A 23,656-nucleotide genomic window follows, 5' to 3' on the forward strand; every position below is an offset into this window, starting at 1 on the left:
GGACGTGTCTCGAACGCCTCGGGATGCGACAAAACTATTCGTTCTAACTGCAGTCAGTAGCCCTGAACACAACGCATGAAGCGTTTTAGTGGCTTACACTGCCTTAACCTTACCTTTTGTTACAAGGAACCAAACATGGGCATGCTCAACGAGTTCAAGGCTTTCGCAGTCAAAGGCAATGTCGTCGACATGGCGGTCGGTATCATCATCGGCGCGGCCTTCGGCAAGATCGTCTCGTCCTTCGTCGGCGACGTGATCATGCCGCCACTGGGCCTGCTGATCGGTGGCGTGGACTTCAGCGACCTGGCCATTACCCTGAAGGCTGCCGAAGGTGACGTGCCAGCGGTGATGCTGGCGTATGGCAAGTTCATCCAGACCGTGATCGACTTCGTGATCGTGGCCTTTGCCATCTTCATGGGCGTGAAAGCAATCAACAAGCTCAAGCGTGAAGAAGCCGTGGCGCCGACTACGCCGCCTGTGCCTTCGGCTGAAGAGACGCTGCTGACCGAGATCCGCGATTTGCTCAAGACGCAGAACCAGAACCGCTTGCCTTGAAGTTGCCGGGGCCGTTGTGGGGGCGGGCATGCCCGCCCCCACAACGGCCCCAGTAGTCTTACCAGTAGTTCTCGACTGCTACCTGCCCGGGCCGCTTGCTCAGGCTCAGTTGCAGGTCTCGCGCCTTGAGGACCTTGCGGGTTTCGTCGATCATTTCCGGGTTACCGCAGAGCATCACCCGCGAATGCTCTGGTGACAGTTCAAGCCCCGCCGCCTTCTCCAGCTCGCCATTCTCGATCAACGTGGTAATGCGCTGATTCAACGCACCCGGGTGCTGTTCACGGGTCACCACGGGAATGAACTGCAACTTGCCCGCGTACTCAGCCAGATAATCGCGCTGTTCCAGCCCGGCAATTTCATCCACATAGGCCAGTTCCTTGGCTTCGCGCACTGAATACACCAGCTTGATGCTGTCGAAGCGCTCCCAGGCTTCGAAGTCCTGCAGGATCGACATAAAGGGCGCGATGCCGGTACCGGTAGCCAGCAACCACAGGTCACGACCACCGACGAAGCGGTCGAGGGTGAGGAAACCGAACGCCTGGCGGTCGATCAGCAACGTATCGCCTGCCCCCAAACGGCTCAACTCACTGGTGAACTCACCACCTGGCACCACGATGGAAAAGAAATCCAGATACTCATCATGAGGCGCGCTGACCATGGAATAGGCGCGCCACACCACGCTACCATCGGCCTTGGTCACACCTAGCCGGGCGAATTGGCCGGAACGGAAGCGGAACCCCGCATCGCGCGTGACCCGCAGGCTGAAGAGGTTCGGCGTCAGTGGCTGAACATCGAGCAGTGTCTGGCGGGTGAACTTTTCGGCGCTAGCGGTCATATCGGGCTCCAGGGTTGGCGTGTGCACAGTGTCGCCTAAAGTGGCCAGGATAAAAACCACCGCTTTGTAGGGCCTCATGAAGTGCAATCGGGCCAAAGTCGCAGAAATTCCTGATCGCTATAACAAAAAATTCCCAACAGGATGGTAGGTCTTTTCCTACAATCTTCCGGGTACTCAAACGGATTGGATTCTGCGCGCATCAAGGAGTGCTTCAGATGTATCACTGGAAACCTGAACATCTTCATGCATTCGTCAGCGAACGCAGCCCACAAAAGCTATTCGACATCGCAGTCCATCTGGCTCGGGACCTGGACATGGATTACCTTGGGCTGAACATCCGCATTCAGATCGCTACGCAAACGCCAAAGCTGTACCTCTACAGCAACTACCCAAGTGAGTGGATCGAGCGCTACCAGCGCGACGACTTCTACAAGCAGGACCCGGCAGCGAACCTGAGCCACAGCTCCACGACACCGGTGCTCTGGACCGATGAACTGTACAAGGAAGCCCCGCAATTTCGCGAAATGGCCTGCCAGCATGGCCTGCGCCACGGCTGGACACAGTCGCTTCACGATCAGCAGCACAACGAAAGCCAGATCAGTGTCGCTCGGCCAAACGGCCACATCGATGCGTTCGAGCTGTACGACAAAGCCGGTAGTGTGCAGTGGCTGTGCCACACCCTTCACGCGGTACTGGGCGAGCACCACCTGAACGCGCTGTGCCCACCGCAACCGAAAATGAGCGAGCGTGAACTGGAAGTGCTGAAATGGTCTGCCGCCGGCAAGACCGCTGCCGATGTTGCCTGCATCCTCTCGCTGTCGCAAAGCACGGTCAACTTCCATATCCGCAGCGTGATCACCAAGACCAATGCAGCCAACAAAGCCGGAGCCATCGCCATTGCCGCCTTGCGTGGCTGGATCTGACCTTCAAACCTGCGACCTTGGGCAAAGCCCTGTAGAATCGTCCGGCAAAGCCCGGCGCGAACCGCAGCGGGCAGTTTCGTACCCGAGCCAGACGCCATGCCCCTGTTGACCACCCCCTACGCCGAACTCGACCTGATCCGCCAGCCGGAGCAGGCCAACGACCCGCTGCAGGCTTTCGATGCCGCCGACGAGTACCTGCTTGCGCAGTTACACGATCAGGCACCTGACGCCAATTGCCGGGTACTGGTGCTCAATGACAGCTTCGGTGCCCTGGCCGCAAGCCTTGCGGGCCAGCTGCAGGTGGTCAGCAGCGGTGACTCGCACCTGGGGCACCTGGCCCTGGAAAAAAACCTGGCGCGCAATGGCCTGCCATTCGACAGTGTCCCGTTCGTACCAGCCAGCCAACACTGGCAAGGCCCGTTCGACCGGGTGCTGGTGCGTGTACCCAAGACCCTGGCCCTGCTCGAAGAACAACTGATCCGCCTGCAAGGCCAGCTGGCCCCCGGTGCGCAGGTGATTGCCGGGGCGATGATCAAGCACCTGCCACGGGCGGCCGGCGACCTGATGGAGAAGTACATCGGCCCCGTACAGGCTTCGCTGGCGCTGAAAAAGGCCCGCTTGCTGACAGCAACGGTTGCCGAGCGGCCGCACGCCAAGTCCCCCTACCCTAGCCGCTACCGCCTCGACGTGCCGGCACTGGAATTGGTCAACCACGCCAACGTGTTCTGCCGTGAAGGCCTGGATATTGGTACCCGGGCATTCCTCCCTCATCTGCCACGCGACCTTGGCCGTGCACGGGTGGCTGACCTGGGCTGCGGCAATGGCGTACTCGCGATTGCCAGCGCCCTGGCCAACCCGGACGCCGAGTACACCCTGGTCGACGAGTCGTACATGGCGGTGCAATCAGCACAGGAGAACTGGCAGTCCGCGTTGGGCGAGCGCCCGGCGACCTTCGTCGCGGCCGATGGCCTGGCCGGGCTGGAGAAACAGTCGCTGGACGTGGTGCTGTGCAACCCGCCGTTCCACCAACAGCAGGTGGTCGGTGATTTCCTGGCCTGGCGCATGTTCCAGCAGGCGCGTGAAGCGCTGGTGGTAGGCGGGGCGCTGTATATCGTGGGTAACCGGCACCTGGGCTATCACAGCAAGCTGGCGCGGTTGTTCCGCGGCGTTGAGCAGGTGGCGGCTACGCCCAAGTTCGTAATCCTGAAAGCCCGCAAGTAGGAGCGGGCTTGCCCGCGAACACCGGCAACGCCGGTGCCATCTAGCGCGTTGCCTGCTTCGCGGGCAAGCCCGCTGCCGCTCTTTATCAATGTGTGGTCAATCCCGCCGCCCCCATGAACAGCCGCATCACCCAGGCCGCCACACCCAGCGCTGCCACGCTCATCGCCCAGATCAGCAACAGCCAACCCAGTCGCTGCCACAGCGGTTTCTTTTCTTCCAAGCCATGCTTGCCAGTCATCATGCGGCCCTCCTAGTGATAGCCGTCTTCGTGGGTCACCTTGCCGCGGAACACGTAGTAGCTCCAGAAGGTATACATGAGGATAAACGGCAGGATGAACAGGGTACCCACCAGCATGAAGCCCTGGCTTTGCGGTGGCGCTGCGGCATCCCAGATCGAGATCGACGGCGGGATGATGTTAGGCCACAGGCTGATTCCCAAGCCGCTGTAGCCAAGGAAGATCAATACCAGAGTGAGCAGGAACGGCGTGTAGTGCGCGTTGCGCGCCACCGCTTTGAGCAACCCGTAGAACGTCACCAGCACCAGCAGCGGTACCGGCATGAACCAGATCAGATTGGGCATGCTGAACCAGCGGTCGGCAATCTGCGGGTAGGCGATTGGCGTCCACAGACTGACGATACCGATCACCACCAGCAGCACCAGCGCCAGCGGCCGGGCCATATCGTGCATCTTCTGTTGCAGCGGCCCTTCGGTCTTCATGATCAGCCAGGTACAACCCAGCAGGGTGTAGGCCACGATCAACCCCAGCCCGCAGAACAGGCTGAACGGTGTCAGCCAGTCCAGGGTGCCACCGGCAAAATGCCGGTCGACCACCTTGAAGCCCTCCAGGAACGCGCCAAGCGCCACGCCCTGGAAGAAGGTGGCGATCAGCGAACCCCAGATGAAAGCCTTGTCCCAGATGTGCCGCTTGTCGGCCTTGGCCTTGAAGCGGAACTCGAAGGCCACGCCTCGGAAAATCAGGCCGATCAGCATCAGGATCAGGGGCAGGTACAGGGCCTCAAGGACCACGGCATAGGCCATCGGGAAGGCCCCGAACAGTCCGGCACCGCCCAGGATCAACCAGGTTTCGTTGCCATCCCATACCGGCGCGACAGTGTTCATCATGACATCACGGTCCTGCTCGCCCTTGACGAAGGGGAAGAGCATGCCGATCCCCAGGTCGAATCCGTCCATCACCACGTACATCATGACGCCGAAGATGATGATCACGGCCCAGATCAGTGGAAGGTCGATACCCATGGTTCAGTTCCCCTCGTTCAGGCTGGCAGAGGTGGCCTCGCGGCCATCATCGGCGGCGGACAAAGGCCGTGCCGGCGTGCGTTTCTGGCCTGGGCCTCCCGGTGTGTGCTCGTCACCCTCGCCGGTCTGCGGCCCTTTGCGCACCAGGCGCATCATGTAGCCAAGGCCGGTGCCAAACAGGGCGAAGTACACCACCACGAACGCCACAAGGGTGAAGCCGAGCTGGGCGTAACTGTGGTTGGAAACACCGTCCGCCGTGCGCATCAGGCCGTACACCACCCAGGGCTGGCGGCCAATTTCGGTGGTGAACCAACCGGCCAGTAGCGCGACCAGCCCGGATGGGCCCATCCACAGCGCCACATACAAGAACGGTCGCGAACTGTACAGCGTGCCGCGTTTGCGCAACCACAGGCTCCACAGGCCGACGAAGATCATCAGGAAACCAAGCCCGACCATGATCCGGAACGACCAGAATACGATGGTCGAGTTAGGCCGGTCCTCGGGCGGAAACTCCTTCATCGCCGGCACCTGCTTGTCCAGGCTGTGGGTCAGGATCAGGCTGCCGAGCGCCGGGATCTCGATCTTGAACCGGGTAGTCTCAGCCTTCATATCGGGAATGCCGAACAGGATCAGTGGAGTCGGCTCACCGGGCACGTTCTCCCAATGGCCTTCGATCGCGGCAATTTTTACCGGCTGGTGCTTGAGTGTATTGAGGCCGTGGAAATCGCCGATCACTGCCTGAATCGGGGCGACGATCAGTGCCATCCACATGGCCATCGACAGCATCTTGCGAACGGCCGGGTTGTCACGCCCGCGCAGCAGGTGCCAGGCCGCCGAGGCACCGACGAAGAACGCGGTGGAAACGAACGCAGCAGTGGCCATGTGCATCAGGCGGTAGGGGAAGGAGGGGTTGAACACCACCGCAAACCAGTCCACCGGCACCACCCGACCATCGATGATCTCGTGACCTTGCGGGGTTTGCATCCAGCTGTTCGAGGCAAGAATCCAGAAGGTCGATACCAATGTACCGAGCGCAACCATGACTGTGGAGAAGAAGTGCAGGCCACGGCCGACGCGATTCCAGCCAAACAGCATGACGCCCAGGAAGCCGGCCTCGAGGAAGAACGCAGTCAGTACTTCATAGGTGAGCAGCGGGCCGGTGACGGCGCCGGCAAAGTCGGAGAAGCGGCTCCAGTTGGTGCCGAACTGGTAAGCCATGACCAGGCCGGAGACGACGCCCATGCCGAAGTTGACGGCGAAGATCTTCGACCAGAAGTGATAGAGGTCACGGTAGACCTGGTTGTGGGTCCGCAGCCAGAGGCCTTCAAGGACTGCCAGGTAGCTCGCCAGGCCAATGGTGATGGCCGGGAACAGGATGTGGAACGATACGGTAAAGGCAAACTGCATTCGGGCGAGCTCTAAGGCCTCTATTCCGAACATGGTGCTTCCTCTTCAGATAATCCGGCGTCCGGGCTTGTGGCCCCAGTCGCCCACTGCCCCCACTGGGTCGAGTACGGCGTGTTGGAATTGTTCTGTTCGATCGCAGGGATTCCGGCCAGACGGCCATTTCATTGATCTGGAACGATTGACCCAGATCAATGAATGCTAGGAAGCATAGTCCCGAATGGCCCGGTGGGCCGTGTGGTGGATTGCCGCGTGACCTGTTGCCTCACCCTCTTTGATTAACAATAGAAAAGTGCCGCGCCGTGCAAACAGTAACTGTTTGTTACAAACAGATGATACGCTGCGCCCCCCCTCTACTGCGCCGAGGCCCCTGGTTTCCGATGTCCGATTCCGCACCGCAGTTGTTGCGTCACCATCGTCCTTTTCTGGCCTTCTGGCTGGCCCGCGTGTTCACCGCCAGCGGCTTCCAGATGCTCACCGTGGCCATCGGCTGGCACCTCTACCAATTGACCGGCAACGTACTGGACCTGGGCCTTGTCGGCCTGGTCGAGTTCGCCCCACGGGTGCTGTTCATGTTGCACACCGGCCATGTCGCCGACCGCTATGACAGGCGCAAGGTCGCCGCCGTGTGCCAGAGCCTTCAGGGCCTGATTGCCCTGGCGCTGGCGCTGGGCAGTGCCACCGACAACGTCACCCGCGAACTGATCTTTGCCCTGGCCTTCCTGCTCGGCGCCAGCCGCTCATTCGAAATGCCGGCAACCCAGGCGCTGTTGCCCAATGTGGTACCGGCCGGGCTGTTCCCGCGGGCAGTGGCGGCGTCGGCCTCGGCCACCCAGTCGGCGACCATCGTGGCGCCGGCGGTGGGCGGTTTCCTGTATGCCTTTGGCAGCATGTGGGTGTATGGCCCGACGGTGGCCCTGTACGCCATTGCCTGCGTGCTGACCCTGAGCCTGCAGGCGCGTGGCCAGGTCGCCCAGCGCGGGCGCGCCAGCATCGAATCGCTGCTGGCTGGCATCCGCTTCATTCGCAGCCGGCCCGACATCCTCGGCGCCATCTCGCTCGACCTGTTCGCAGTATTGCTGGGTGGGGCCACCGCGTTGCTGCCGGTATTTGCCAAGGACATCCTGCTGACCGGCCCGATGGGCCTTGGCCTGTTGCGCTCGGCGCCAGCGGTGGGTGCGTTGCTGATGTCACTCTGGCTGGCGCGCTTCCCGTTCCAGCGCAACGTCGGGCGGACGATGTTCACTGCGGTCGGCGTGTTCGGCGTGGCGACCATCGCCTTCGGCCTGTCGACCTCCTTCTGGTTCTCGCTGGCAGTACTGGTGGTACTGGGTGCGGCAGACATGATCAGCATGGTCATTCGCAGTTCGTTCGTACAGCTGGAGACACCGGATGAAATGCGTGGGCGGGTGAGCGCAGTGAACGGCTTGTTCATCGGTGCCTCGAACCAGCTCGGCGAGTTCGAATCGGGGGTGACCGCGCACTGGTTTGGTACAGTGCCGGCGGTGGTGCTGGGCGGGGTGGGCACCTTGGTGGTGACCGGGGTGTGGATAAAACTGTTCCCTACCCTGGCCAAGCGGGATCGGTTGCATAGCGGGTGATCGTTACCTGTGCCAGCCTTTTCGCGGGCATGCCCCGCCTACAGGGGACCTTACCCGCGAAGAGCAAGAAAAACCCATTCCCCAACGGCCATAGGCCCCCGCCATGCATGCTGGTATGATGCGCGGCTTTTTTCCTCCCCACACAAAACCACGGCATCCGGTACGGTCTGTGCTTTGCTGATGGGGTCGATACATTCATGGCGCCGGGGGCGCCTTGGGGAGCGGGCATGCTGGAAAGGCTGTTTCAACTAAGAGCACACAACACCAACGTGCGCACCGAGATTCTCGCGGGCGTCACCACCTTCCTGGCCATGGCCTACATCCTGTTCGTCAACCCGAGCATCCTCGGCGAGACCGGCATGGACAAGGGCGCGATCTTCGTCGCCACCTGCCTGGCAGCGGCCATCGGCTCCGCCACCATGGGCCTGATTGCCAACTACCCGATCGCCCTGGCACCGGGCATGGGCCTGAACGCGTTCTTCACCTACACCGTGGTGCTGCACATGGGCCACACCTGGCAGGTGGCGCTGGGTGCCGTGTTCCTGTCTGCGGTGATGTTCTTCCTGCTGTCGATCTTCCGCATTCGCGAGTGGATCGTGAACAGCATTCCGCTGCCGCTGCGTTCGGCGATTGCCGCCGGTATCGGCCTGTTCCTGGCACTGATCGCCCTGCATAACGCTGGCATCGTCGTCGATAACCCAGCCACTTTGGTGGGCATGGGCGACCTCAAGCAGCCCTCGGTGATTCTCGCCACGCTGGGCTTCTTCCTGATCGTCGGCCTTGAGTCGCTGAAGGTGCGCGGCGCGGTATTGATCGGCATCCTGGCCGTCACCGTCGCGTCGATCGCCATGGGCGTCACGCCGTTCGGCGGGATCGTGTCGATGCCACCTTCGCTGGCACCCACCTTCCTGCAGCTGGACATCGCCGGTGCCCTCGATGTGGGCCTGATCAGCGTGATCTTCGCGTTCCTGTTCGTCGACCTGTTCGACAACTCCGGCACCCTGATCGCCGTGGCCAAGCGCGCCGGCCTGATGGGCAAGGACGGCCACATGCCGAAGATGGGCCGCGCCCTGATCGCCGACAGCACCGCCGCCATGGCCGGCTCCCTGCTGGGCACCTCGACCACCACCAGCTACATCGAATCTGCTGCGGGTGTGAGCGCCGGTGGCCGTACCGGCCTGACTGCCATCGTGGTTGCCGTGCTGTTCCTGCTGGCGCTGTTCTTCGCCCCGCTGGCCGGTAGCGTACCGGCCTTCGCCACGGCCCCGGCGCTGCTGTTCGTCGCCGTGCTGATGGCCTCGGGCCTGGCAGAAATAAACTGGGACGACGTGACCGAAGCCGCGCCGGTTGTCGTGACCGCCCTGGCCATGCCGCTGACCTACTCGATCGCCAATGGTATCGCCTTCGGCTTCATCGCCTGGACCGCCGTCAAACTGATTTCCGGCCGCCGTCGCGACCTGAACCCGGCCCTGGTGATCCTTTCCATCCTGTTCGTCATCAAGCTAGGCTGGTTCAACGCATGAGTGCTGCTTTCGACCCCTCCTCCTACGCGCCCCAGCTGGATGCCAAAGTGGCCCGGCTGCGCGAGCTGCTGGCGCCGTTCGGCGCGCCGGAGCCGACTGTTTTCGACTCACCGCGCGAGCATTACCGCCTGCGCGCCGAGTTCCGCCTGTGGCGCGAGGATGGCCAGCGCCATTACGCCATGTTCGCCCCGGGCGAGAAGCACAAGGCAATCCTGATCGACGATTTCCCCATTGCCAGCCAGCGCATCAATGCATTGATGCCACGCCTGAAAGCCGCCTGGCAGGCCAGCGAAGAACTGGGCAATCGCCTGTTCCAGGTAGAGTTCCTCACCACCCTGGCTGGCGATGCAATGATCACGATGTGCTATCACCGCCCGCTGGACGAGGCCTGGGAAGTGGAAGCCCGGCAACTGGCTGACGCGCTGGGCGTGAGCGTCATTGGCCGTTCCAAGGGCAAGCGCCTGGTAATCGGCCGTGACTACGCGGTGGAAAAACTCGATGTGGCTGGCCGCGTGTTCAGTTACCGCCAGCCGGAGGGTGCGTTCACCCAGCCCAACGGCGCAGTGAACCAGAAGATGCTCAGCTGGGCCTTCGAGGCCATTGGCGAGCGTGAGGATGACTTGCTGGAGCTGTATTGCGGCAACGGCAACTTCACCCTGCCGCTGGCCACGCGTGTACGCCAGGTGCTGGCCACCGAAATCAGCAAGACATCGGTCAATGCCGCACTGAGCAACCTCGACGAGAACGCTGTGGATAACGTGCGGCTGGTACGTTTGTCGGCAGAGGAACTGACCCAGGCACTGAATGAGGTGCGGCCGTTCCGGCGCCTGGAAGGCATCGACCTGAAGAGTTATCAGTTCGGTACAGTGTTCGTCGACCCTCCGCGTGCGGGGATGGACCCAGATACCTGCGAGCTGACCCGTCGTTTCGAACGCATCCTGTACATCTCGTGCAACCCGGAAACACTGGCAGCGAACATTGCCCAGTTGCAGGACACCCACCGTATCGAGCGCTGTGCTTTGTTTGACCAGTTCCCGTATACCCACCATATGGAAAGCGGGGTTCTGCTGGTTCGGCGCTGATCGTTGTATTGCCGGGGCTGCTTTGCAGCCCATTCGCGGGCAAGCCCGCTCCCACATTGATCGGCGTCGGTGTACGCAGATCGTTGTAGGAGCGGGCTTGCCCGCGAATGGGCCGCAGAGCGGCCCCAAGCTTCACCTCAGAAGTCGAAGAAGACTGTCTCCCCTTCCCCCTGAATGCGGATATCGAAGCGATATGCCGTCTTCCCATCCACTTCACAACGCTTGGCAATCAAGGTTTCTCGCCGCTGCGGCTGCTCGATCAGGTTGAGCACCGGGCACTTGGCGTTGGCCTGGGCCTCATCATCGAAATACAGGCGCGTGTGCAGGTGGATGTTGATGCCACGGGCAAACAGGCTGATGTTGATGTGCGGTGCCATCGGCACGCCAGCAGCGTTGTTCACCACACCCGGCTTGACCGTGTACAGCGTCCACTCACCGGCATCGAAAGTGGTAGCCGTGCGGCCAAAACTGTTGAAGGCGTTTTCCAGGTTGTAGGCATCCTGGTACTCACCGTTGGCGTCGGCCTGCCACACTTCCAGGAACGAATCGCGCACAAGGTGGCCGTTCCCGTCATATACGTGGCCGATCAGCAGAATGTGCTCGCCCGGGGCGTCCGGCTTGGCCAGGCAGTTCCAGATTTCCTGGTCGCGGGTCGGATTGCCGGCGGCTTCCAGGGCCAGGCCGATGTGCACGTAAGGGCCGGCAGTCTGCGAAGGGGTTTCCGGCAGCAGTTCGATTGGCATGGCGGGGTCCTCAGCAGTTTTCGAAGTGGGTCTTGCGCTGGCCGCGCAGCACGATGTCGAAGCGGTAGGCCAGGCAGTCCATCGGGTTGGCGTTGCTCATGTCGAGCTTGGCGATCAACTGCTGCACGGCTTGCGGGTTGGCGATCGACTTGACGATCGGGCACATCGGGATCAGCGGGTCACCCTCGAAATACAACTGAGTAATCAGCTTGGTAGCGATCGACGGGCCACTGATGGCGAAGTGGATATGCGCCGGGCGCCAATCGTTCGGGCCGTTGCGCCATGGGTACGGGCCCGGCTTGATGGTGCGGAAGCTGTAGTAGCCGTCGCGGTCGGTCAGGCATCGGCCAACACCACCGAAGTTCGGGTCCAGTGGCGCCAGGTAGCGGTCGTTCTTGTGGCGATAGCGGCCGCCGGCGTTGGCTTGCCACATCTCCACCAAGGTGTTCGGCACAGGCTTGCCGTACTGGTCGACGACACGGCCGGCGACGATGATGCGCTCGCCGATTGGCAGGCCGCCGTTATTGAAATTCAGCAGCAGATCATGGTCGTGGGCGCCGAAGCCCAGGTGGGAAAAGTCTGGACCAGTGGTTTCGCTGATCGACTGCGGAATGCTGACCAGTGCCTGGCGCGGCGAGCGGGCAACGGACGTCTTGTAGTCAGGCGTAAGGGCTTTAGGGTGCCAGTTGCGATCACGGATCACGAAGCGGCTGTTGTCCTGGGCGGGCATGCCGGTTTCCTCTCTTGGAATTGTGAGAACGCCTGGGCGTGGCAGGCGGACTTGCAGTTTCCGGCAGGCGGTACGTGATGAATACTGAAATCGACCACCTGATCCATAACCAAATGGTTATGTATCAACACCTCAGCCTGACACGTACCGCCTTCGTGAACTAATCTTTGTCTTCTTGTTTCACGCTCGGGAGAGCATTCATGGAATGGCGAAAAGGCCGACGCAGCGACAACGTGGTCGATGCCCGAGGCGAAGGTGGTGGCGGCGGCATGCGTTTCGGCGGCGGCAAGGGGCTGGGCCTCGGGGCGATCCTGCTGATCGTCGGTATCGGCTGGCTCACCGGGCAGGACCCGTTGCAGATTCTTGGCCAGCTTGCCGGCCAGATGGAGCAGCAACAACAGCAGTCGGCGCCCAGTGGTGCGGGCGGCAAGGCGCCACCGGCAAACGACCAGCAAGCCGAGTTCGTTGCCTCTGTGCTGGGCGACACTGAGGACACCTGGAAAGCGCTCTTTGCCGAAGCCGGCAAGCAATACCGCGACCCCAAACTGGTGCTGTTCAGCGGCCAGGTCAACTCGGCCTGTGGTTTTGCCTCGGCAGCGGTCGGGCCGTTCTATTGCCCCGCGGACCAGCGGGTGTATCTGGACATGTCGTTCTTCCGCGAAATGGAAACCCGCTTCGCTGCAGCTGGCGACTTCGCCCAGGCCTACGTGATCGCCCACGAAATCGGCCACCATGTGCAGACACTGCTGGGGGTTTCGGCCAAGGTCGATGCCGCACGACGCGCCGGCCAGCGCATGGAGGGCGACAACGGCCTGTTGGTGCGCCAGGAGTTGCAGGCCGACTGCCTGGCCGGCGTATGGGCCTATCAGGCGCAGAAACGCCTGAACTGGCTGGAGCCAGGCGATGTCGAGGAAGCGCTGAATGCGGCCAATGCCATTGGCGACGACCGCCTGCAGCAGCAAAGCCGCGGGCGCGTGGTGCCGGACTCGTTCACCCACGGCACCTCGGCGCAGCGGGTGCGCTGGTTCAAGACCGGGTTTGCCGAAGGTGAAGTGAACCGCTGCGATACCTTCAGCGCGCGCACCCTCTGATACCCGGTCCAACAGCGAACGAGTGAAAGCGCGTGCTGATGTTTTTGCTGAAAAAGCGTTTCAGCTTCCTCAATCATTGCCGATAACACCTGCACGAATCAGCGGGCATCCAGAACAATAACGCCTGGCGATCGAAGATCAAGAGAGCGAAATCAACTTCTGGAGAGCGTGCATGAACAGCTGGTTCGCCAACATCAGCGTCAATCTTAAACTCGGCCTGGGCTTTGGCCTGGTGCTGGTCCTCACCGGCCTGCTGGCCCTCACCGGCTGGACCAGCCTGGGCAGCCTGATCGACCGCAGCAACTGGATGGGCGACATCGGCCAGTTGAACAAGGACCTCACCAATCTGCGCATTGCGCGCCTGCAGTACATGATTGCCAACGGCGACGATACCGCCGCCGCCAACACCCTGGCCAAGCTGGACGCATTCAGCAAGCAGCAGGCCTACCTGGCCACCACTTTCAAAAGCCCGGAGAATGTCAAGCTGCTGGGTGAGCTGGGCGAAACCATCAGCGCCTACAAGCTGTCGCTGAACAAGATGCGCCAGGGCTACGACGCCACCCGCGCGGCGCGCGTTTCCATGGACAAATCGGCCATCCTCGCCGACCAGGCCATGGATGCGCTCAGCCAGGAAGTGATGGCTCGCCCCGAGGCTGACAGCGTGCGCCTGGCCCAGTACCAACTGATCAGCAAGGCCCGCCAGCAACTGCTGCAGGTGCGTATTGATGTGCGTGGTTACATCGCCGAAAACAGCAGCGCCAACGAACAGGCCGCGCTGCGCCAGCTGGATGCAGCACTGGCCGATACCGACAACCTCAAGCGCCAGCTGCCCAGCGAAGACGCGCGCCTGCAGCAGTTCGAAAACGCGGTACTGGCCTATCGTGACGCGGTACGCCAGTTCCGCGACGCGGTTGCCAACATCACCACCTCGCGCGCCGAAATGACCGTGCAGGGCGCCGACATCGTCAAGCGCAGCGACGCGCTGTACCAGATCCAGCTAGAGCGCCGTGACATCGAGAGTACCCAGGCCCGTAGCCTGCAGGCCATTGCCACACTGCTGGCGCTGCTGGTCGGCGTGCTGGCGGCGGTACTGATCACCCGCCAGATCACTCGCCCCTTGCAAGACACCCTGGCGGCCGTGGAAAAGATCGCCAGCGGCGACCTTACCCAGCACATGCGCGTCACCCGCCGCGACGAACTGGGTGTGCTGCAGCAAGGCATCGCGCGCATGGGCACCACCCTGCGCGAGCTGATCAGCGGCATCCGCGATGGCGTCACCCAGATCGCCAGCGCCGCCGAAGAGCTGTCGGCAGTCACCGAACAGACCAGCGCGGGCGCCAACAGTCAGAAGGTCGAGACCGACCAGGTGGCCACCGCCATGCACGAAATGGCCGCCACCGTACAGGAAGTGGCGCGCAATGCCGAGCAGGCCTCACATGCAGCCACCGGTGCAGATGACGAAGCTCGGGCCGGCGACCGCGTGGTAGGCGAAGCGATTGGCCAGATCGAACGCCTGGCCGAAGACATGCACCGCTCTACCGAGGCGATGAACCTGCTGCAGCAGGAAAGCCAGAAGATTGGTAGCGTGATGGACGTGATCAAGTCGGTGGCCGAACAGACCAACCTGCTGGCGCTCAACGCGGCGATCGAGGCGGCACGCGCCGGCGAGGCAGGCCGTGGCTTTGCCGTGGTTGCCGACGAAGTGCGCGGCTTGGCCCAGCGCACGCAAAAGTCTACCGAAGAGATCGAAGAGCTGATTGCCGGCCTGCAGCACGGTACCCAGCAAGTGGCGAGTGCCATGGAGGGCAGCCGTACCCTGACCGACAGCAGCGTCGAACTGGCGCGCAAGGCCGGGTCATCGCTGGAGAACATTACCAGTACGGTATCGAGCATCCAGTCGATGAACCAGCAGATTGCTGCGGCGGCAGAGCAGCAGAGTGCGGTGGCTGAAGAGATCAGCCGAAGCATCCTGAATGTGCGCGATGTGTCAGAGCAAACCGCGGCAGCCAGTGACGAGACGGCAGCGTCGAGTGTGGAGCTGGCGCGGTTGGGTGGGCAGTTGCAGACATTGGTCAGCCAGTTCCGCGTCTGACCGACCGCCTGGATTCGCGGGTAAACCCGCCCCTACAGATGTAGCAGGGGGTTTACCCGAGAATGCGTCAGCACGGCTTGCACAGCATCACTTGACGATCATCCCCACCCCACGCCCACGTGGATCAGAAGCGGTCTCAAGCTTCGCTCCATCGACTCGAATCGCCTGGATGTCACCCATCTCCCAGCCCTGGTCCTCCAGCACATAGCCCATCTTCTTCAGCTCGTCAGCTACCGGACCGGTCAGCGGCGCATAGCTGTCGAAGTAGATGGTGTCCTTGGGCAGCAACTGATGGTGCACGCGCTGCGCCGCCACCGCCTTGTCCAGCGGCATGCCGTAGTCGTACAGGTTGTTCATCACCTGGAAGATCGAGGTAAAGATCCGTGAACCACCCGGGGTACCGATAACCAGCTCGACCTTGCCATCGCGGGTCATCAGGCTGGGACTCATCGACGACAGCATGCGCTTGCCCGGTTCGATCGCGTTGGCATCACCGCCGACCACGCCAAAGGCGTTCGCCGCCCCCGGTTTGGCGCTGAAATCATCCATCTCGTCGTTGAGCAGGAAACCGGCGCCCTTCACCACCACACCACTGCCGTAGTCGAGGTTGAGGGTGTAGGTATTGCTGACCGCGTTGCCCTGCTTGTCGATGATCGAGAAATGCGTGGTCTGGTGCGGTTCGAGGCCCGGCTTGACCTTGTCGGTCTCGGAGATGGCCTTCGGGTTGACCTGGGCTGCGCGCTTGGCCAGGTAATCCTTGGCCACCAGCTGGTCCACCGGCACCTTGGTGAAGGCCGGGTCGCCCAGGTAGTCGGCGCGGTCGGCGAACACCCGCTTCTCGATCTCGGCCAACAGGTGGATGTACTGCGCCGAGTTATGCGCCACCCCTTTGAAGTCGGCCGCGCGGTCTTCCTTGATGCCCAGCAACTGGGCCAGCGCCACACCGCCGGAGCTCGGTGGCGGCGCGGTATACACCACATTGCCACGCCAGCTCACGGCCATCGGTTCACGCCATACCGCCTTGTAATCCTTAAGGTCGTCTTTGGTAATCAGGCCTTTGTCAGCCTGCATCTGCGCCACCAGCAAATCGGCGGTCTTGCCTTGATAGAACTCGCTCACGCCCTTGTCGGCTATACGCTCCAGGGTCTGGGCCATTTCCGGCTGCTTGAACAGCTCGCCGACCTTCATGTTGCCGAAGTAATCGTTGAAGTTGGTCGCGGTCTTGAACATACCCTGGGCATCGTTGCGGTACTGGTACTGCTTTTCTGCCACCTTGAAGCCGTTTTTCGCATAGCCGATGGCCGGGGTCAGCAACTCGCTCCAGGGCAGCTTGCCGAACTTCTGGTGCGCCTCCCACAGGCCCATTACCGTACCGGGTACACCTGCGGCACGTGCCCCGACCAGGCTGAGGTTCTCGATGACCTCGCCCTTGTCGTCCAGGTACATGTTGCGTGTGGCGGCCTTGGGCGCGACTTCGCGGTAGTCGAGGAAGTAAGGCTTGCCATCGACGAACAGGGTCATGAAGCCGCCACCGCCGATGTTACCGGCCTCCGGGTAAGTCACCGCCAGGGTGAAGGCGGTCGCCACTGCCGCGTCTACTGCGTTGCCGCCCTTTTTCAGAATATCGGCGGCCACCTGTGCACCATATTGATCGGGGGCGGCCACCGCGCCGCCCTCCAGCGTGGCGGCGTAAACCGAGGAACAGCTCAGGATCGCGGCTGCGAGAGCCAGGTACTGGAAAGGGACAATGCGCATGACACTTCCTTGGTGTTGTTTTTGTCGAGCACTCAGTAAGGCCGAAGCGCTTCGACTGTGCAATCAACCGTCGGAAGTTTCGCCGCCTGTGGACAGAATTTGTCGCGTTCAGGCAACTCAGCAGGCGTACATGGCCAGCTTGCGCTGGATGAAATCCAGGAAGCACTGGATGCGCAGCGCCAACTGGGTGTTGCGGTAATACACCGCGTGGATCGGCTGACGGTAGCCATTATTGGCCTCGCTCAGCAGCACCTGCAGGCGCCCTGTACGGATATCTTCGTGGGTCATGAAGTGCGACAGGCTGACGATGCCCTCCCCGGCCAGCGCCAGCTGGCGCAGGGTTTCGCCGCTGGAAGCGACCAGCGTCGGGCGGATGCTCCAACGATCGCCCTGAGCGTGGCGTAGCGGCCAATGATTGAGCGACTCAGGTTGGCTGAAGCCGAGCAGACAGTGGTCGGCCAGCTCCTCGACCTCCCGTGGCGTGCCGTGCTGCTCCAGGTAGGCCGGACTGGCCAGCACCTGCACCGGACTGCAACCCAGGCTGCGCGCATGCAGGCTGGAGTCGGCCAGTTCACCGATGCGGATCGCCACATCGGTGCTCTGCTCCAGCAGGTCGATGATCAGGTCGTCAGTGTTGAGTTCCAGTTCGATGCCCGGGTACTGGCGGCGGAACTCGCCGATCCACGGCAGGATGGCATGCAGCATGAACGGCGCCGCAGCATTGATGCGCAATCGCCCGGTCGGGGTCTGGCGGTTCATCGACAGACGCTCTTCCATCTCGTCCATCTGCTGCAGGATCAGCCGCGAGCGCTCAAGAAAATAACGACCCTCTTCGGTAAGGTCCATGCGCCGGGTGGTGCGGTTGACCAGCGTGGTGCCCAGCTTGCCCTCCAGGCGCGACAGGGTGCGGCTGACGGCAGACGGGGTCTGGCCCATCTGCTCGGCAGCAGCGGAAATCGAGCCGCAGTCGATGACGGCGACGAATACCTGGAGTTCTTCGGATCGGGTTTTCACATCTAGGCCTGTGGTTGGTCTGTGCAAGGATTAGATAACCGCTTGTCGAGGCCAAGTCCAGCGGCGCCTGTACGGGCCTATTCGCGGGCTTGCCCGCTCCCACAAGTACTGCAAAGTCCTTGAAACCTGTGTAATACCTGTGAGAGCGGGCAAGCCCGCGAATAGGCCCGTACAGGCATAAAATTACTGTGCCTTGCCAAACACCTTGTCCAGATGCGCCTCATAAGCTGCCAACGCCGCCGGCACATCCGGGCGCTTCATCACATCCACCGCCAGGAAGGTCGGCAGGCCGGTCATACCCAAGAACTGGTTGGCCTTGTGGAACGGGAAGTACACGGCATCCACCCCTTTGCCTTCAAAGAAATCGCTCGGGTCATCGAACGCCTGCTGCGGCGCGTTCCAGGTCAGCGACAACATGTATTGCTTGCCGTGCACCAAACCACCGCTGCCGTATTTTTGCGAGTGGTCCGAACGGGTACGGCCATCATTGGCATACAGGCTGCCATGGCCGGCAGTGAATACCTCGTCGATGTACTTCTTAACGGTCCACGGCGCGCCCATCCACCAGCCGGGCATCTGATAGATCACCACATCGGCCCAGAGGAATTTCTCCACCTCTTCCTGGGCATCGTAGCCGCCATCGATGAACGTCTGGCGCACATCGAAACCGGCGCGGTCCAGATGAGCGATGGCCGCTTCGTGCAAGGTCGCGTTGAGACGGCCTTCGGAGTGAGCGAACTGTTTACCACCATTGAGCAGAAGGATCTTTTTCATGCTGGCCTCCACGGCCGAATCAAAAATTGATGCCGGCAGGTTAGAGGCTCGCGGGGGCGGGATACAGCGGTGACGGGGCAAAATACAATTGACCAGAAGTCACGAATGAGCAATACATTATTGCCGTAGAATAGCGTCACCCCCCATCACCGAGTAGCGCCCCATGAGTGAGCCGTTCGCCTTTATCCTCAAAGCCAAGACCCGCCCGGAAATGGCTGATGCGTTCGAAAACCTGTTCCGTCCCTACGTCGAGCCAAGCCGCCAGGAACCCGGCTGCATCGAATACCACATGCTGCGCGACCAGCAGGACCCGAGCCTGTTTGTGTTCTTCGAAGTGTGGGCCGACAAGGCCGCGCTGGACGTGCACTCGGCCCTCCCGCACATGGCCGCCTTCTTCGAAAAGCGCATGGACTACCTGGAGCGCGATTTCGATATCCAGAGGGTCGACATGCTCAGCGCTTCGTCCGCTAGCCGCTGATCAGCAGATGGCCGCCGAGTGCGGCCAGGCCGATGAAAAAGCAACGCTTGAACAGCAGCGCGCTGATCCGCTGACGCAGCCACTGCCCCGCCAGCATGCCGAGCAAGGCCGGCGCCAGCATCAGCAGCGACGCTCCTAGCGCCTGGCCACCCAAGGCATCCTGCCCGGCCAGACCTAGGGCCAAGGCCAGGGTCGACACCGTAAACGACAAGCCCAGGGCCTGGATCATCTGCTCGAGGTTCAAACCCAGGCTCTGCAGATAAGGCACCGCTGGCATCACGAACACCCCGGTCGACGCGGTGACCACACCCGTGACCAGCCCGCAAAGCGGTCCCAGCCAGCGCTCGTGTGCCGGTTTCACATGCAAGCCCAAGCCGACCAACCCATACAACGCATAGACCAGCAAGGCGCCCCCCAGCGCGTGCGCAGCCCATGGGCCACTGTTGATTCCCACCCAGGCGCTGCCCAGCAAGGTGCCGACAAAGATCAATACCAGCATCGGCCCCAGGCGGACCAACAACCCTCGCAAGTGCCCGCCGCAGGCCAACTGCCACAGGTTGGTGAGGGTCGAGGGCACGATCAGCAAAGCGGCAGCCTGCGCTGGCGGCATAGCCAGGCCCAACAGGCCCATGGCAATGGTCGGCAGGCCCAGGCCAATGACCCCCTTCACTGCCCCAGCCAGCAGGAAGGTCAGTACAACCAGCAACGACAGTGCCGGGCCAATGTTCTGGTAGAACGCGAGCAAGGTAGTCATGGGGCCGATGATGGCGCACCCCGGGCAACGTGAGAATCTGCCATATACTCAGCCAGCCTCTTGCCAGGACAGAGCCACATGCATTTCGACCTGATCGACCTCAAGCTGTTCCTGCACACCCTGGAGTGCGGCAACATTACCGCCGGCGCCAGCCGCAGCCATCTGTCGCTGCCGGCAGCCAGTGCGCGCATTCGCGCCATGGAAGCATCGCTGGGCATTCCCTTGCTGGAACGTAACCGCCGTGGCGTACAACCAACGCCGGCTGGCCAGGCACTCTTGCAGCATGCACGGCTGATAACGCAGCAGGTCGAACGCCTGCAATTCGACCTGGGCCAATACGCGCAAGGGCAGCAAGGCCAAGTGCGCCTGCTGTGCAACACCGCAGCGCTGACCGAATACCTGCCCGAACTGCTGGCCAGCTACCTGGCTGAAAACCCGGGCGTCAGCGTGGATGTGCAAGAGCTGCCGAGTTTGCGCATCGTGCAGGCAATTACCCAAGGCATGGCCGACCTGGGTATCGTTTCCACAGCCGCCCCCAGCGAGCACCTGCAGACCCGGCAGTTTCGAGACGACCCGCTGGTGCTAGTGACGCCCCAGGGCCACCCCCTGGCCAGTGCGCTGGCGCCAAGTTTCGTCGACAGCCTGGCCCATGGCTATGTAGGCCTGGGGGCCGGCAGTGCATTGGGGTTGTATCTGGAAGAGCAAGCGCTGCACGAGGGGCAGCGCATGCAGGTCCGGGTGCGTGCCGAGGGGTTTGATGGGGTGATCCGCATGGTCGCGGGCGGGGCCGGAATCGGGGTCGTGCCGCTGGCGGCAGTACAGCGCTGGCAAGGCATGCTGCCGTTGCACTGGGTTGCGCTGCAGGAGCCATGGGCCAACCGCCGGTTGCTGGTGTGCGCGCGGGATTTTGCGACATTGCCGGGCTATGCCGCAGAGCTGGTAGCCACCTTTACCCATTGACAGCCTTCGCTGGCACGACTGCTTCCACAAACTCGTTCGCGTACCGCTCGGACCGTGAGGGTATTGATACCCCCTGGGGTATTCGTGAAAGGGTACGGCGACCCCCTACTTCAGATAAGAACGCAACAACGCCGCCACCTTGTCTGCCTCGTCCTGCCGTTCCTCGGCACTCAGGCCGTCCGCCACGAGGTGATCGCGGATGTGCCCTTCCATCACCTCGGCCATCAGCCCGTTCACCGCGCCGCGCACGGCAGCGATCTGCTGCAGGATCGCCAGACAGTCCTTGTCCTGATCCAGCGCCGTCTCCAGGGCGGCGGCTTGGCCTTTGATCTTGCGCACCCGGGTCAACAGCTGCTTCTTGCTCTTCAGGGTATGTGCCATTGGGCTTAACACCATGCTAGGTATACTGGGGTATAGTATTTGTCTCGATCTTCCGGGAGCATGATAAACCATGGCGACACAAACCTCAGACCGCTGGCAGCACAGCCACCAGTTCCACACCAGCAACCTGGGCGCTGAGCGCAAAACCCGCCTGGCGGTTTGGCTGACCGCAATGATGATGGTGGCGGAGGTTGCCGGAGGCTGGTACTTCAACTCCATGGCGCTGCTGGCCGACGGCTGGCACATGAGCTCCCACGCCCTGGCACTTGGCCTGTCCTTGCTGGCCTACGCTGCCGCTCGGCGCTATGCAGGTGACCGGCGCTTTGCCTTCGGCACCTGGAAGATCGAAATTCTCGGCGGCTACTCCAGCGCACTGCTATTGCTGGGCGTGGCCGGACTGATGGCGTTCCAGTCGGTGGAACGGCTGTTGGCGCCGGGACAGATCCACTATGACGAGGCTATCTTGATTGCCGTGGCGGGCCTCGCCGTCAACCTCATCTGCGCCTGGCTGCTACGCGATGACCATCATCATGACCATCACCCTCACAGCCACGATCATCATCACCATCACCACCACGACCTGAACCTGCGCTCGGCCTACCTGCATGTGATGGCCGATGCCGCCACTTCGGTGCTGGCCATTGCTGCCTTGCTGGCCGGCAAGTTCTGGGGCGCCAGTTGGCTCGACCCAGCGATGGGCCTCGTCGGTGCGCTGCTGGTCGCGCTGTGGGCCCGTGGCCTGCTGCGCGATACCGGGCGAGTGTTACTGGACGCCGAGATGGACGCCCCAGTTGTGGCGGAAATCCGAGAAGTGGTAGCGCAATTGCCGGCGCCGGCCAGTATCACCGACCTGCATGTCTGGCGGGTGGGCAGGGACCAGTACGCCTGCATTCTTGGCCTGGCCACCCAGGCCACACTGAATGCCGACGGCGTGCGCCAGGCCCTGGCCGTGCACGAAGAGTTGGCGCACATCACTGTCGAGGTAAACCGCCTGCCATAGCGCGGCCAGACACCTGGACGTCGAGCCCAGGCAACTGCGGCGCGGCCGTTGGGCCTATGGTGACCAGTCATTCAGCCAGTCACCAGGAGTTGTGCCATGTCCGATTTCATCACCGTCCTGCGCGAAACCTGCCCGACGCCGGTCGTGGACGCCACCAAGTGGAAGCGCATCGGCGGCGATCCGCACACCGTCAACCTCAATGCCTACCTGTCGGCCGACGGCAGCAAAATCATGGGCACCTGGATCTGCACCCCAGGCAAGTTCGAGGTCAACTACGATAAATGGGAGTTCTGCCACTTCCTCGATGGCTACTGCATCATCACCCCGGAAGGCGAAGAGCCGAAGCACCTGAAAGCGGGTGATGTGTTCGTTATCGAGCCAGGCATGAAAGGTACCTGGGAAGTGGTCGAGACTGTACGCAAGTATTTCGTCTTCGCCTGACTTGTAGGCGCGGGTTTACCCGCTCCTGCAACGGCCACGCAATACCTGTAAGCGTGGACAAAAAAAATCGCGAAGCAGACGCCCTTCCCTCTGGTGCGCAGTTACAGAGGGAAGGCCGCCTGGCCCGCGATGAAATCCACCTCTTGCATCAATCCTTCTTGCGATAACCCTCGACGATGGCCGAGAAGTCCTTGCCACCCTCACCTCGCAAACTCATGGCCTGATACAACTGTTGGGCCACGGCACCGAGAATCACCGGTTGGTGTGCCTGGCGTGCCGCTTCGGTGGCCAGCCCCAGGTCCTTGAGCATGAGTTCGGCGCCAAAGCCACCGGTGTAGCCACGCGATGCCGGTGCGGTTTCGATGATGCCCGGCCACGGGTTGTAGGTGTCCGAGCTCCAGCAACGCCCGGTCGAACTGTTGATGATGCCGGCCAGCACCTTGGTATCGATGCCCAACGCGTTACCCAGGGCCATGGCCTCGGATACGCCGATCATCGAAATGCCTAACAGCAGGTTATTGCAGATCTTGGCGATCTGGCCGGTACCGACTTCCCCGCAGTGCACAATGTTGCGGCCCATCTGCTCCAGTACCGGCTTGAGGCTGGCGAACAACTCGGTACTGGCGCCAACCATGAACGTCAGGGTGCCCGCCGCGGCGCCGCCAGTACCACCGGAAACCGGCGCATCACCCATGTCCACGCCCTTCGCCGCTGCGGCCTTGGACACATCACGTGCGGTCTGCGGGTCGATGGTGCTGCAGTCAACGGTCGGCGTGCCAGGGCGAATGCCGGCCAGTACGCCGTCCTCGTTCAAATACACGCTACGTACATGGGCTGCGGCCGGCAGCATGGTGATCACCAGCTCGCTGTTGGCCGCCGCGTCCTTGGGCGAGGGGCTGATCTGCCCGCCCAGTTCTGCCAGCTCTGCCAGCACGGCCTTGTTCAGGTCGAACAGGTTCAGCTGATGCCCGGCCTTGATCAGGTTGCGAGCCATGGGCGCGCCCATGTTGCCCAGGCCGATGAATGCGATACGCATAACGT

24 protein-coding genes and 1 pseudogene are annotated in these 23,656 nt (G+C 62.1%); 13 read left to right on the top strand and 12 right to left on the bottom strand.

Features of this window, described 5'->3' with window-relative positions; translation table 11 throughout:
- Positions 1 to 135: 135 nt before the first annotated feature.
- On the top strand, positions 136 to 555 hold the full coding sequence (gene mscL, locus ACE4QZ_RS23150; protein ID WP_021784294.1) for a large-conductance mechanosensitive channel protein MscL: 420 nt from the start codon (positions 136 to 138) through the stop codon (positions 553 to 555).
- A 58-nt stretch (positions 556 to 613) separates the two neighbouring features.
- On the opposite strand, the gene ACE4QZ_RS23155 is transcribed toward mscL, so the two are convergent.
- Complete coding sequence (locus ACE4QZ_RS23155) at positions 614 to 1,390, bottom strand: ferredoxin--NADP reductase (RefSeq protein WP_028698125.1); 777 nt, start codon at positions 1,388 to 1,390, stop codon at positions 614 to 616.
- Positions 1,391 to 1,605: 215 nt separating this feature from the next.
- Between ACE4QZ_RS23155 and ACE4QZ_RS23160 the strand changes: the two genes are divergently transcribed.
- Both ACE4QZ_RS23160 and ACE4QZ_RS23165 read left to right on the top strand, forming a co-directional pair.
- Positions 1,606 to 2,313, top strand: a complete 708-nt coding sequence (locus ACE4QZ_RS23160) for an autoinducer binding domain-containing protein (protein ID WP_021784296.1) — start codon at positions 1,606 to 1,608, stop codon at positions 2,311 to 2,313.
- Positions 2,314 to 2,409: 96 nt separating this feature from the next.
- On the top strand, positions 2,410 to 3,534 hold the full coding sequence (locus tag ACE4QZ_RS23165) for a methyltransferase (RefSeq protein ID WP_021784297.1): 1,125 nt from the start codon (positions 2,410 to 2,412) through the stop codon (positions 3,532 to 3,534).
- An 85-nt stretch (positions 3,535 to 3,619) separates the two neighbouring features.
- Here ACE4QZ_RS23165 and ACE4QZ_RS23170 read toward each other — a convergent pair whose 3' ends face one another.
- From ACE4QZ_RS23170 to ACE4QZ_RS23180, 3 genes are read right to left on the bottom strand one after another with little or no spacing between them, the layout of a single operon-like run.
- Complete coding sequence (locus tag ACE4QZ_RS23170; RefSeq protein ID WP_016713451.1) at positions 3,620 to 3,775, bottom strand: DUF2474 domain-containing protein; 156 nt, start codon at positions 3,773 to 3,775, stop codon at positions 3,620 to 3,622.
- A 9-nt stretch (positions 3,776 to 3,784) separates the two neighbouring features.
- A complete protein-coding gene (cydB, locus tag ACE4QZ_RS23175; RefSeq protein ID WP_003251612.1) occupies positions 3,785 to 4,792 on the bottom strand; it encodes a cytochrome d ubiquinol oxidase subunit II in 1,008 nt (335 codons plus the stop codon).
- 3 nt (positions 4,793 to 4,795) lie between these two features.
- Entirely contained in the window at positions 4,796 to 6,232 is a 1,437-nt protein-coding gene (locus ACE4QZ_RS23180; protein WP_021784299.1) for a cytochrome ubiquinol oxidase subunit I, read from the bottom strand.
- A gap of 344 nt (positions 6,233 to 6,576) precedes the next feature.
- On the opposite strand from ACE4QZ_RS23180, the gene ACE4QZ_RS23185 reads away from it, so the two are divergent.
- The 3 genes from ACE4QZ_RS23185 to trmA all read left to right on the top strand — a co-directional run bounded on the left by ACE4QZ_RS23185 (position 6,577) and on the right by trmA (position 10,402).
- The gene (locus tag ACE4QZ_RS23185; RefSeq protein WP_275966985.1) at positions 6,577 to 7,797 is read left to right on the top strand and encodes an MFS transporter; all 1,221 of its coding nucleotides are present in this window, start codon (positions 6,577 to 6,579) and stop codon (positions 7,795 to 7,797) included.
- A 227-nt stretch (positions 7,798 to 8,024) separates the two neighbouring features.
- A complete protein-coding gene (locus tag ACE4QZ_RS23190) occupies positions 8,025 to 9,320 on the top strand; it encodes an NCS2 family permease (RefSeq protein ID WP_003251606.1) in 1,296 nt (431 codons plus the stop codon).
- On the top strand, positions 9,317 to 10,402 hold the full coding sequence (gene trmA, locus ACE4QZ_RS23195; RefSeq protein ID WP_410480197.1) for a tRNA (uridine(54)-C5)-methyltransferase TrmA: 1,086 nt from the start codon (positions 9,317 to 9,319) through the stop codon (positions 10,400 to 10,402). Before ACE4QZ_RS23190 ends, trmA begins: the two co-directional genes overlap by 4 nt.
- Positions 10,403 to 10,539: 137 nt before the next feature.
- Here the strand turns inward: trmA and pcaG are convergent, their stop codons facing one another.
- Both pcaG and pcaH read right to left on the bottom strand, forming a co-directional pair.
- Positions 10,540 to 11,145, bottom strand: coding sequence for a protocatechuate 3,4-dioxygenase subunit alpha (pcaG, locus tag ACE4QZ_RS23200; RefSeq protein WP_103443768.1), 606 nt, complete (start codon positions 11,143 to 11,145; stop codon positions 10,540 to 10,542).
- 10 nt (positions 11,146 to 11,155) lie between these two features.
- A complete protein-coding gene (pcaH, locus tag ACE4QZ_RS23205) occupies positions 11,156 to 11,875 on the bottom strand; it encodes a protocatechuate 3,4-dioxygenase subunit beta (RefSeq protein ID WP_009682255.1) in 720 nt (239 codons plus the stop codon).
- A 200-nt stretch (positions 11,876 to 12,075) separates the two neighbouring features.
- Between pcaH and ACE4QZ_RS23210 the strand changes: the two genes are divergently transcribed.
- From ACE4QZ_RS23210 to ACE4QZ_RS23220, 3 genes and pseudogenes are all read left to right on the top strand, one after another.
- The gene (locus ACE4QZ_RS23210; protein ID WP_021784303.1) at positions 12,076 to 12,966 is read left to right on the top strand and encodes a neutral zinc metallopeptidase; all 891 of its coding nucleotides are present in this window, start codon (positions 12,076 to 12,078) and stop codon (positions 12,964 to 12,966) included.
- 307 nt (positions 12,967 to 13,273) lie between these two features.
- Positions 13,274 to 14,155 (top strand): annotated as a pseudogene (locus tag ACE4QZ_RS23215) (methyl-accepting chemotaxis protein); the annotation flags it as partial.
- Between the two features lie 198 nt (positions 14,156 to 14,353).
- A complete protein-coding gene (locus ACE4QZ_RS23220) occupies positions 14,354 to 15,058 on the top strand; it encodes a methyl-accepting chemotaxis protein (RefSeq protein WP_410480465.1) in 705 nt (234 codons plus the stop codon).
- A gap of 87 nt (positions 15,059 to 15,145) precedes the next feature.
- Here ACE4QZ_RS23220 and ggt read toward each other — a convergent pair whose 3' ends face one another.
- The 3 genes from ggt to ACE4QZ_RS23235 form a co-directional block, all read right to left on the bottom strand.
- Entirely contained in the window at positions 15,146 to 16,813 is a 1,668-nt protein-coding gene (ggt, locus tag ACE4QZ_RS23225; protein ID WP_021784305.1) for a gamma-glutamyltransferase, read from the bottom strand.
- A 117-nt stretch (positions 16,814 to 16,930) separates the two neighbouring features.
- Complete coding sequence (locus tag ACE4QZ_RS23230) at positions 16,931 to 17,827, bottom strand: LysR family transcriptional regulator (protein WP_021784306.1); 897 nt, start codon at positions 17,825 to 17,827, stop codon at positions 16,931 to 16,933.
- A 183-nt stretch (positions 17,828 to 18,010) separates the two neighbouring features.
- Positions 18,011 to 18,601 carry an NAD(P)H-dependent oxidoreductase gene (locus ACE4QZ_RS23235; protein WP_020193400.1) on the bottom strand — a complete coding sequence of 197 codons (591 nt, stop codon included), beginning with the start codon at positions 18,599 to 18,601 and terminating at the stop codon, positions 18,011 to 18,013.
- 163 nt (positions 18,602 to 18,764) lie between these two features.
- Here ACE4QZ_RS23235 and ACE4QZ_RS23240 point away from each other — a divergent pair, with 163 nt between their 5' ends.
- Complete coding sequence (locus tag ACE4QZ_RS23240) at positions 18,765 to 19,079, top strand: putative quinol monooxygenase (RefSeq protein ID WP_003251589.1); 315 nt, start codon at positions 18,765 to 18,767, stop codon at positions 19,077 to 19,079.
- On the opposite strand, the gene ACE4QZ_RS23245 is transcribed toward ACE4QZ_RS23240, so the two are convergent.
- Complete coding sequence (locus ACE4QZ_RS23245; RefSeq protein WP_410480198.1) at positions 19,069 to 19,833, bottom strand: sulfite exporter TauE/SafE family protein; 765 nt, start codon at positions 19,831 to 19,833, stop codon at positions 19,069 to 19,071. The two genes, ACE4QZ_RS23240 and ACE4QZ_RS23245, sit on opposite strands and share 11 nt — an antisense overlap.
- A gap of 78 nt (positions 19,834 to 19,911) precedes the next feature.
- On the opposite strand from ACE4QZ_RS23245, the gene ACE4QZ_RS23250 reads away from it, so the two are divergent.
- Positions 19,912 to 20,793, top strand: a complete 882-nt coding sequence (locus tag ACE4QZ_RS23250; protein ID WP_028698122.1) for a LysR substrate-binding domain-containing protein — start codon at positions 19,912 to 19,914, stop codon at positions 20,791 to 20,793.
- Between the two features lie 105 nt (positions 20,794 to 20,898).
- Here ACE4QZ_RS23250 and ACE4QZ_RS23255 read toward each other — a convergent pair whose 3' ends face one another.
- Positions 20,899 to 21,174, bottom strand: a complete 276-nt coding sequence (locus tag ACE4QZ_RS23255) for a metal/formaldehyde-sensitive transcriptional repressor (RefSeq protein WP_021784309.1) — start codon at positions 21,172 to 21,174, stop codon at positions 20,899 to 20,901.
- A 70-nt stretch (positions 21,175 to 21,244) separates the two neighbouring features.
- Here ACE4QZ_RS23255 and dmeF point away from each other — a divergent pair, with 70 nt between their 5' ends.
- Positions 21,245 to 22,174, top strand: coding sequence for a CDF family Co(II)/Ni(II) efflux transporter DmeF (dmeF, locus tag ACE4QZ_RS23260; protein ID WP_103463062.1), 930 nt, complete (start codon positions 21,245 to 21,247; stop codon positions 22,172 to 22,174).
- A 96-nt stretch (positions 22,175 to 22,270) separates the two neighbouring features.
- On the top strand, positions 22,271 to 22,615 hold the full coding sequence (locus tag ACE4QZ_RS23265; RefSeq protein ID WP_003251579.1) for a cupin domain-containing protein: 345 nt from the start codon (positions 22,271 to 22,273) through the stop codon (positions 22,613 to 22,615).
- Positions 22,616 to 22,763: 148 nt separating this feature from the next.
- Here ACE4QZ_RS23265 and mmsB read toward each other — a convergent pair whose 3' ends face one another.
- A complete protein-coding gene (gene mmsB / locus ACE4QZ_RS23270) occupies positions 22,764 to 23,651 on the bottom strand; it encodes a 3-hydroxyisobutyrate dehydrogenase (protein ID WP_010955321.1) in 888 nt (295 codons plus the stop codon).
- Positions 23,652 to 23,656 lie beyond the last annotated feature (5 nt).

It is taken from the genome of Pseudomonas sp. DCA-1, assembly GCF_046523955.1.
Lineage (GTDB): Bacteria > Pseudomonadota > Gammaproteobacteria > Pseudomonadales > Pseudomonadaceae > Aquipseudomonas > Aquipseudomonas putida_Y.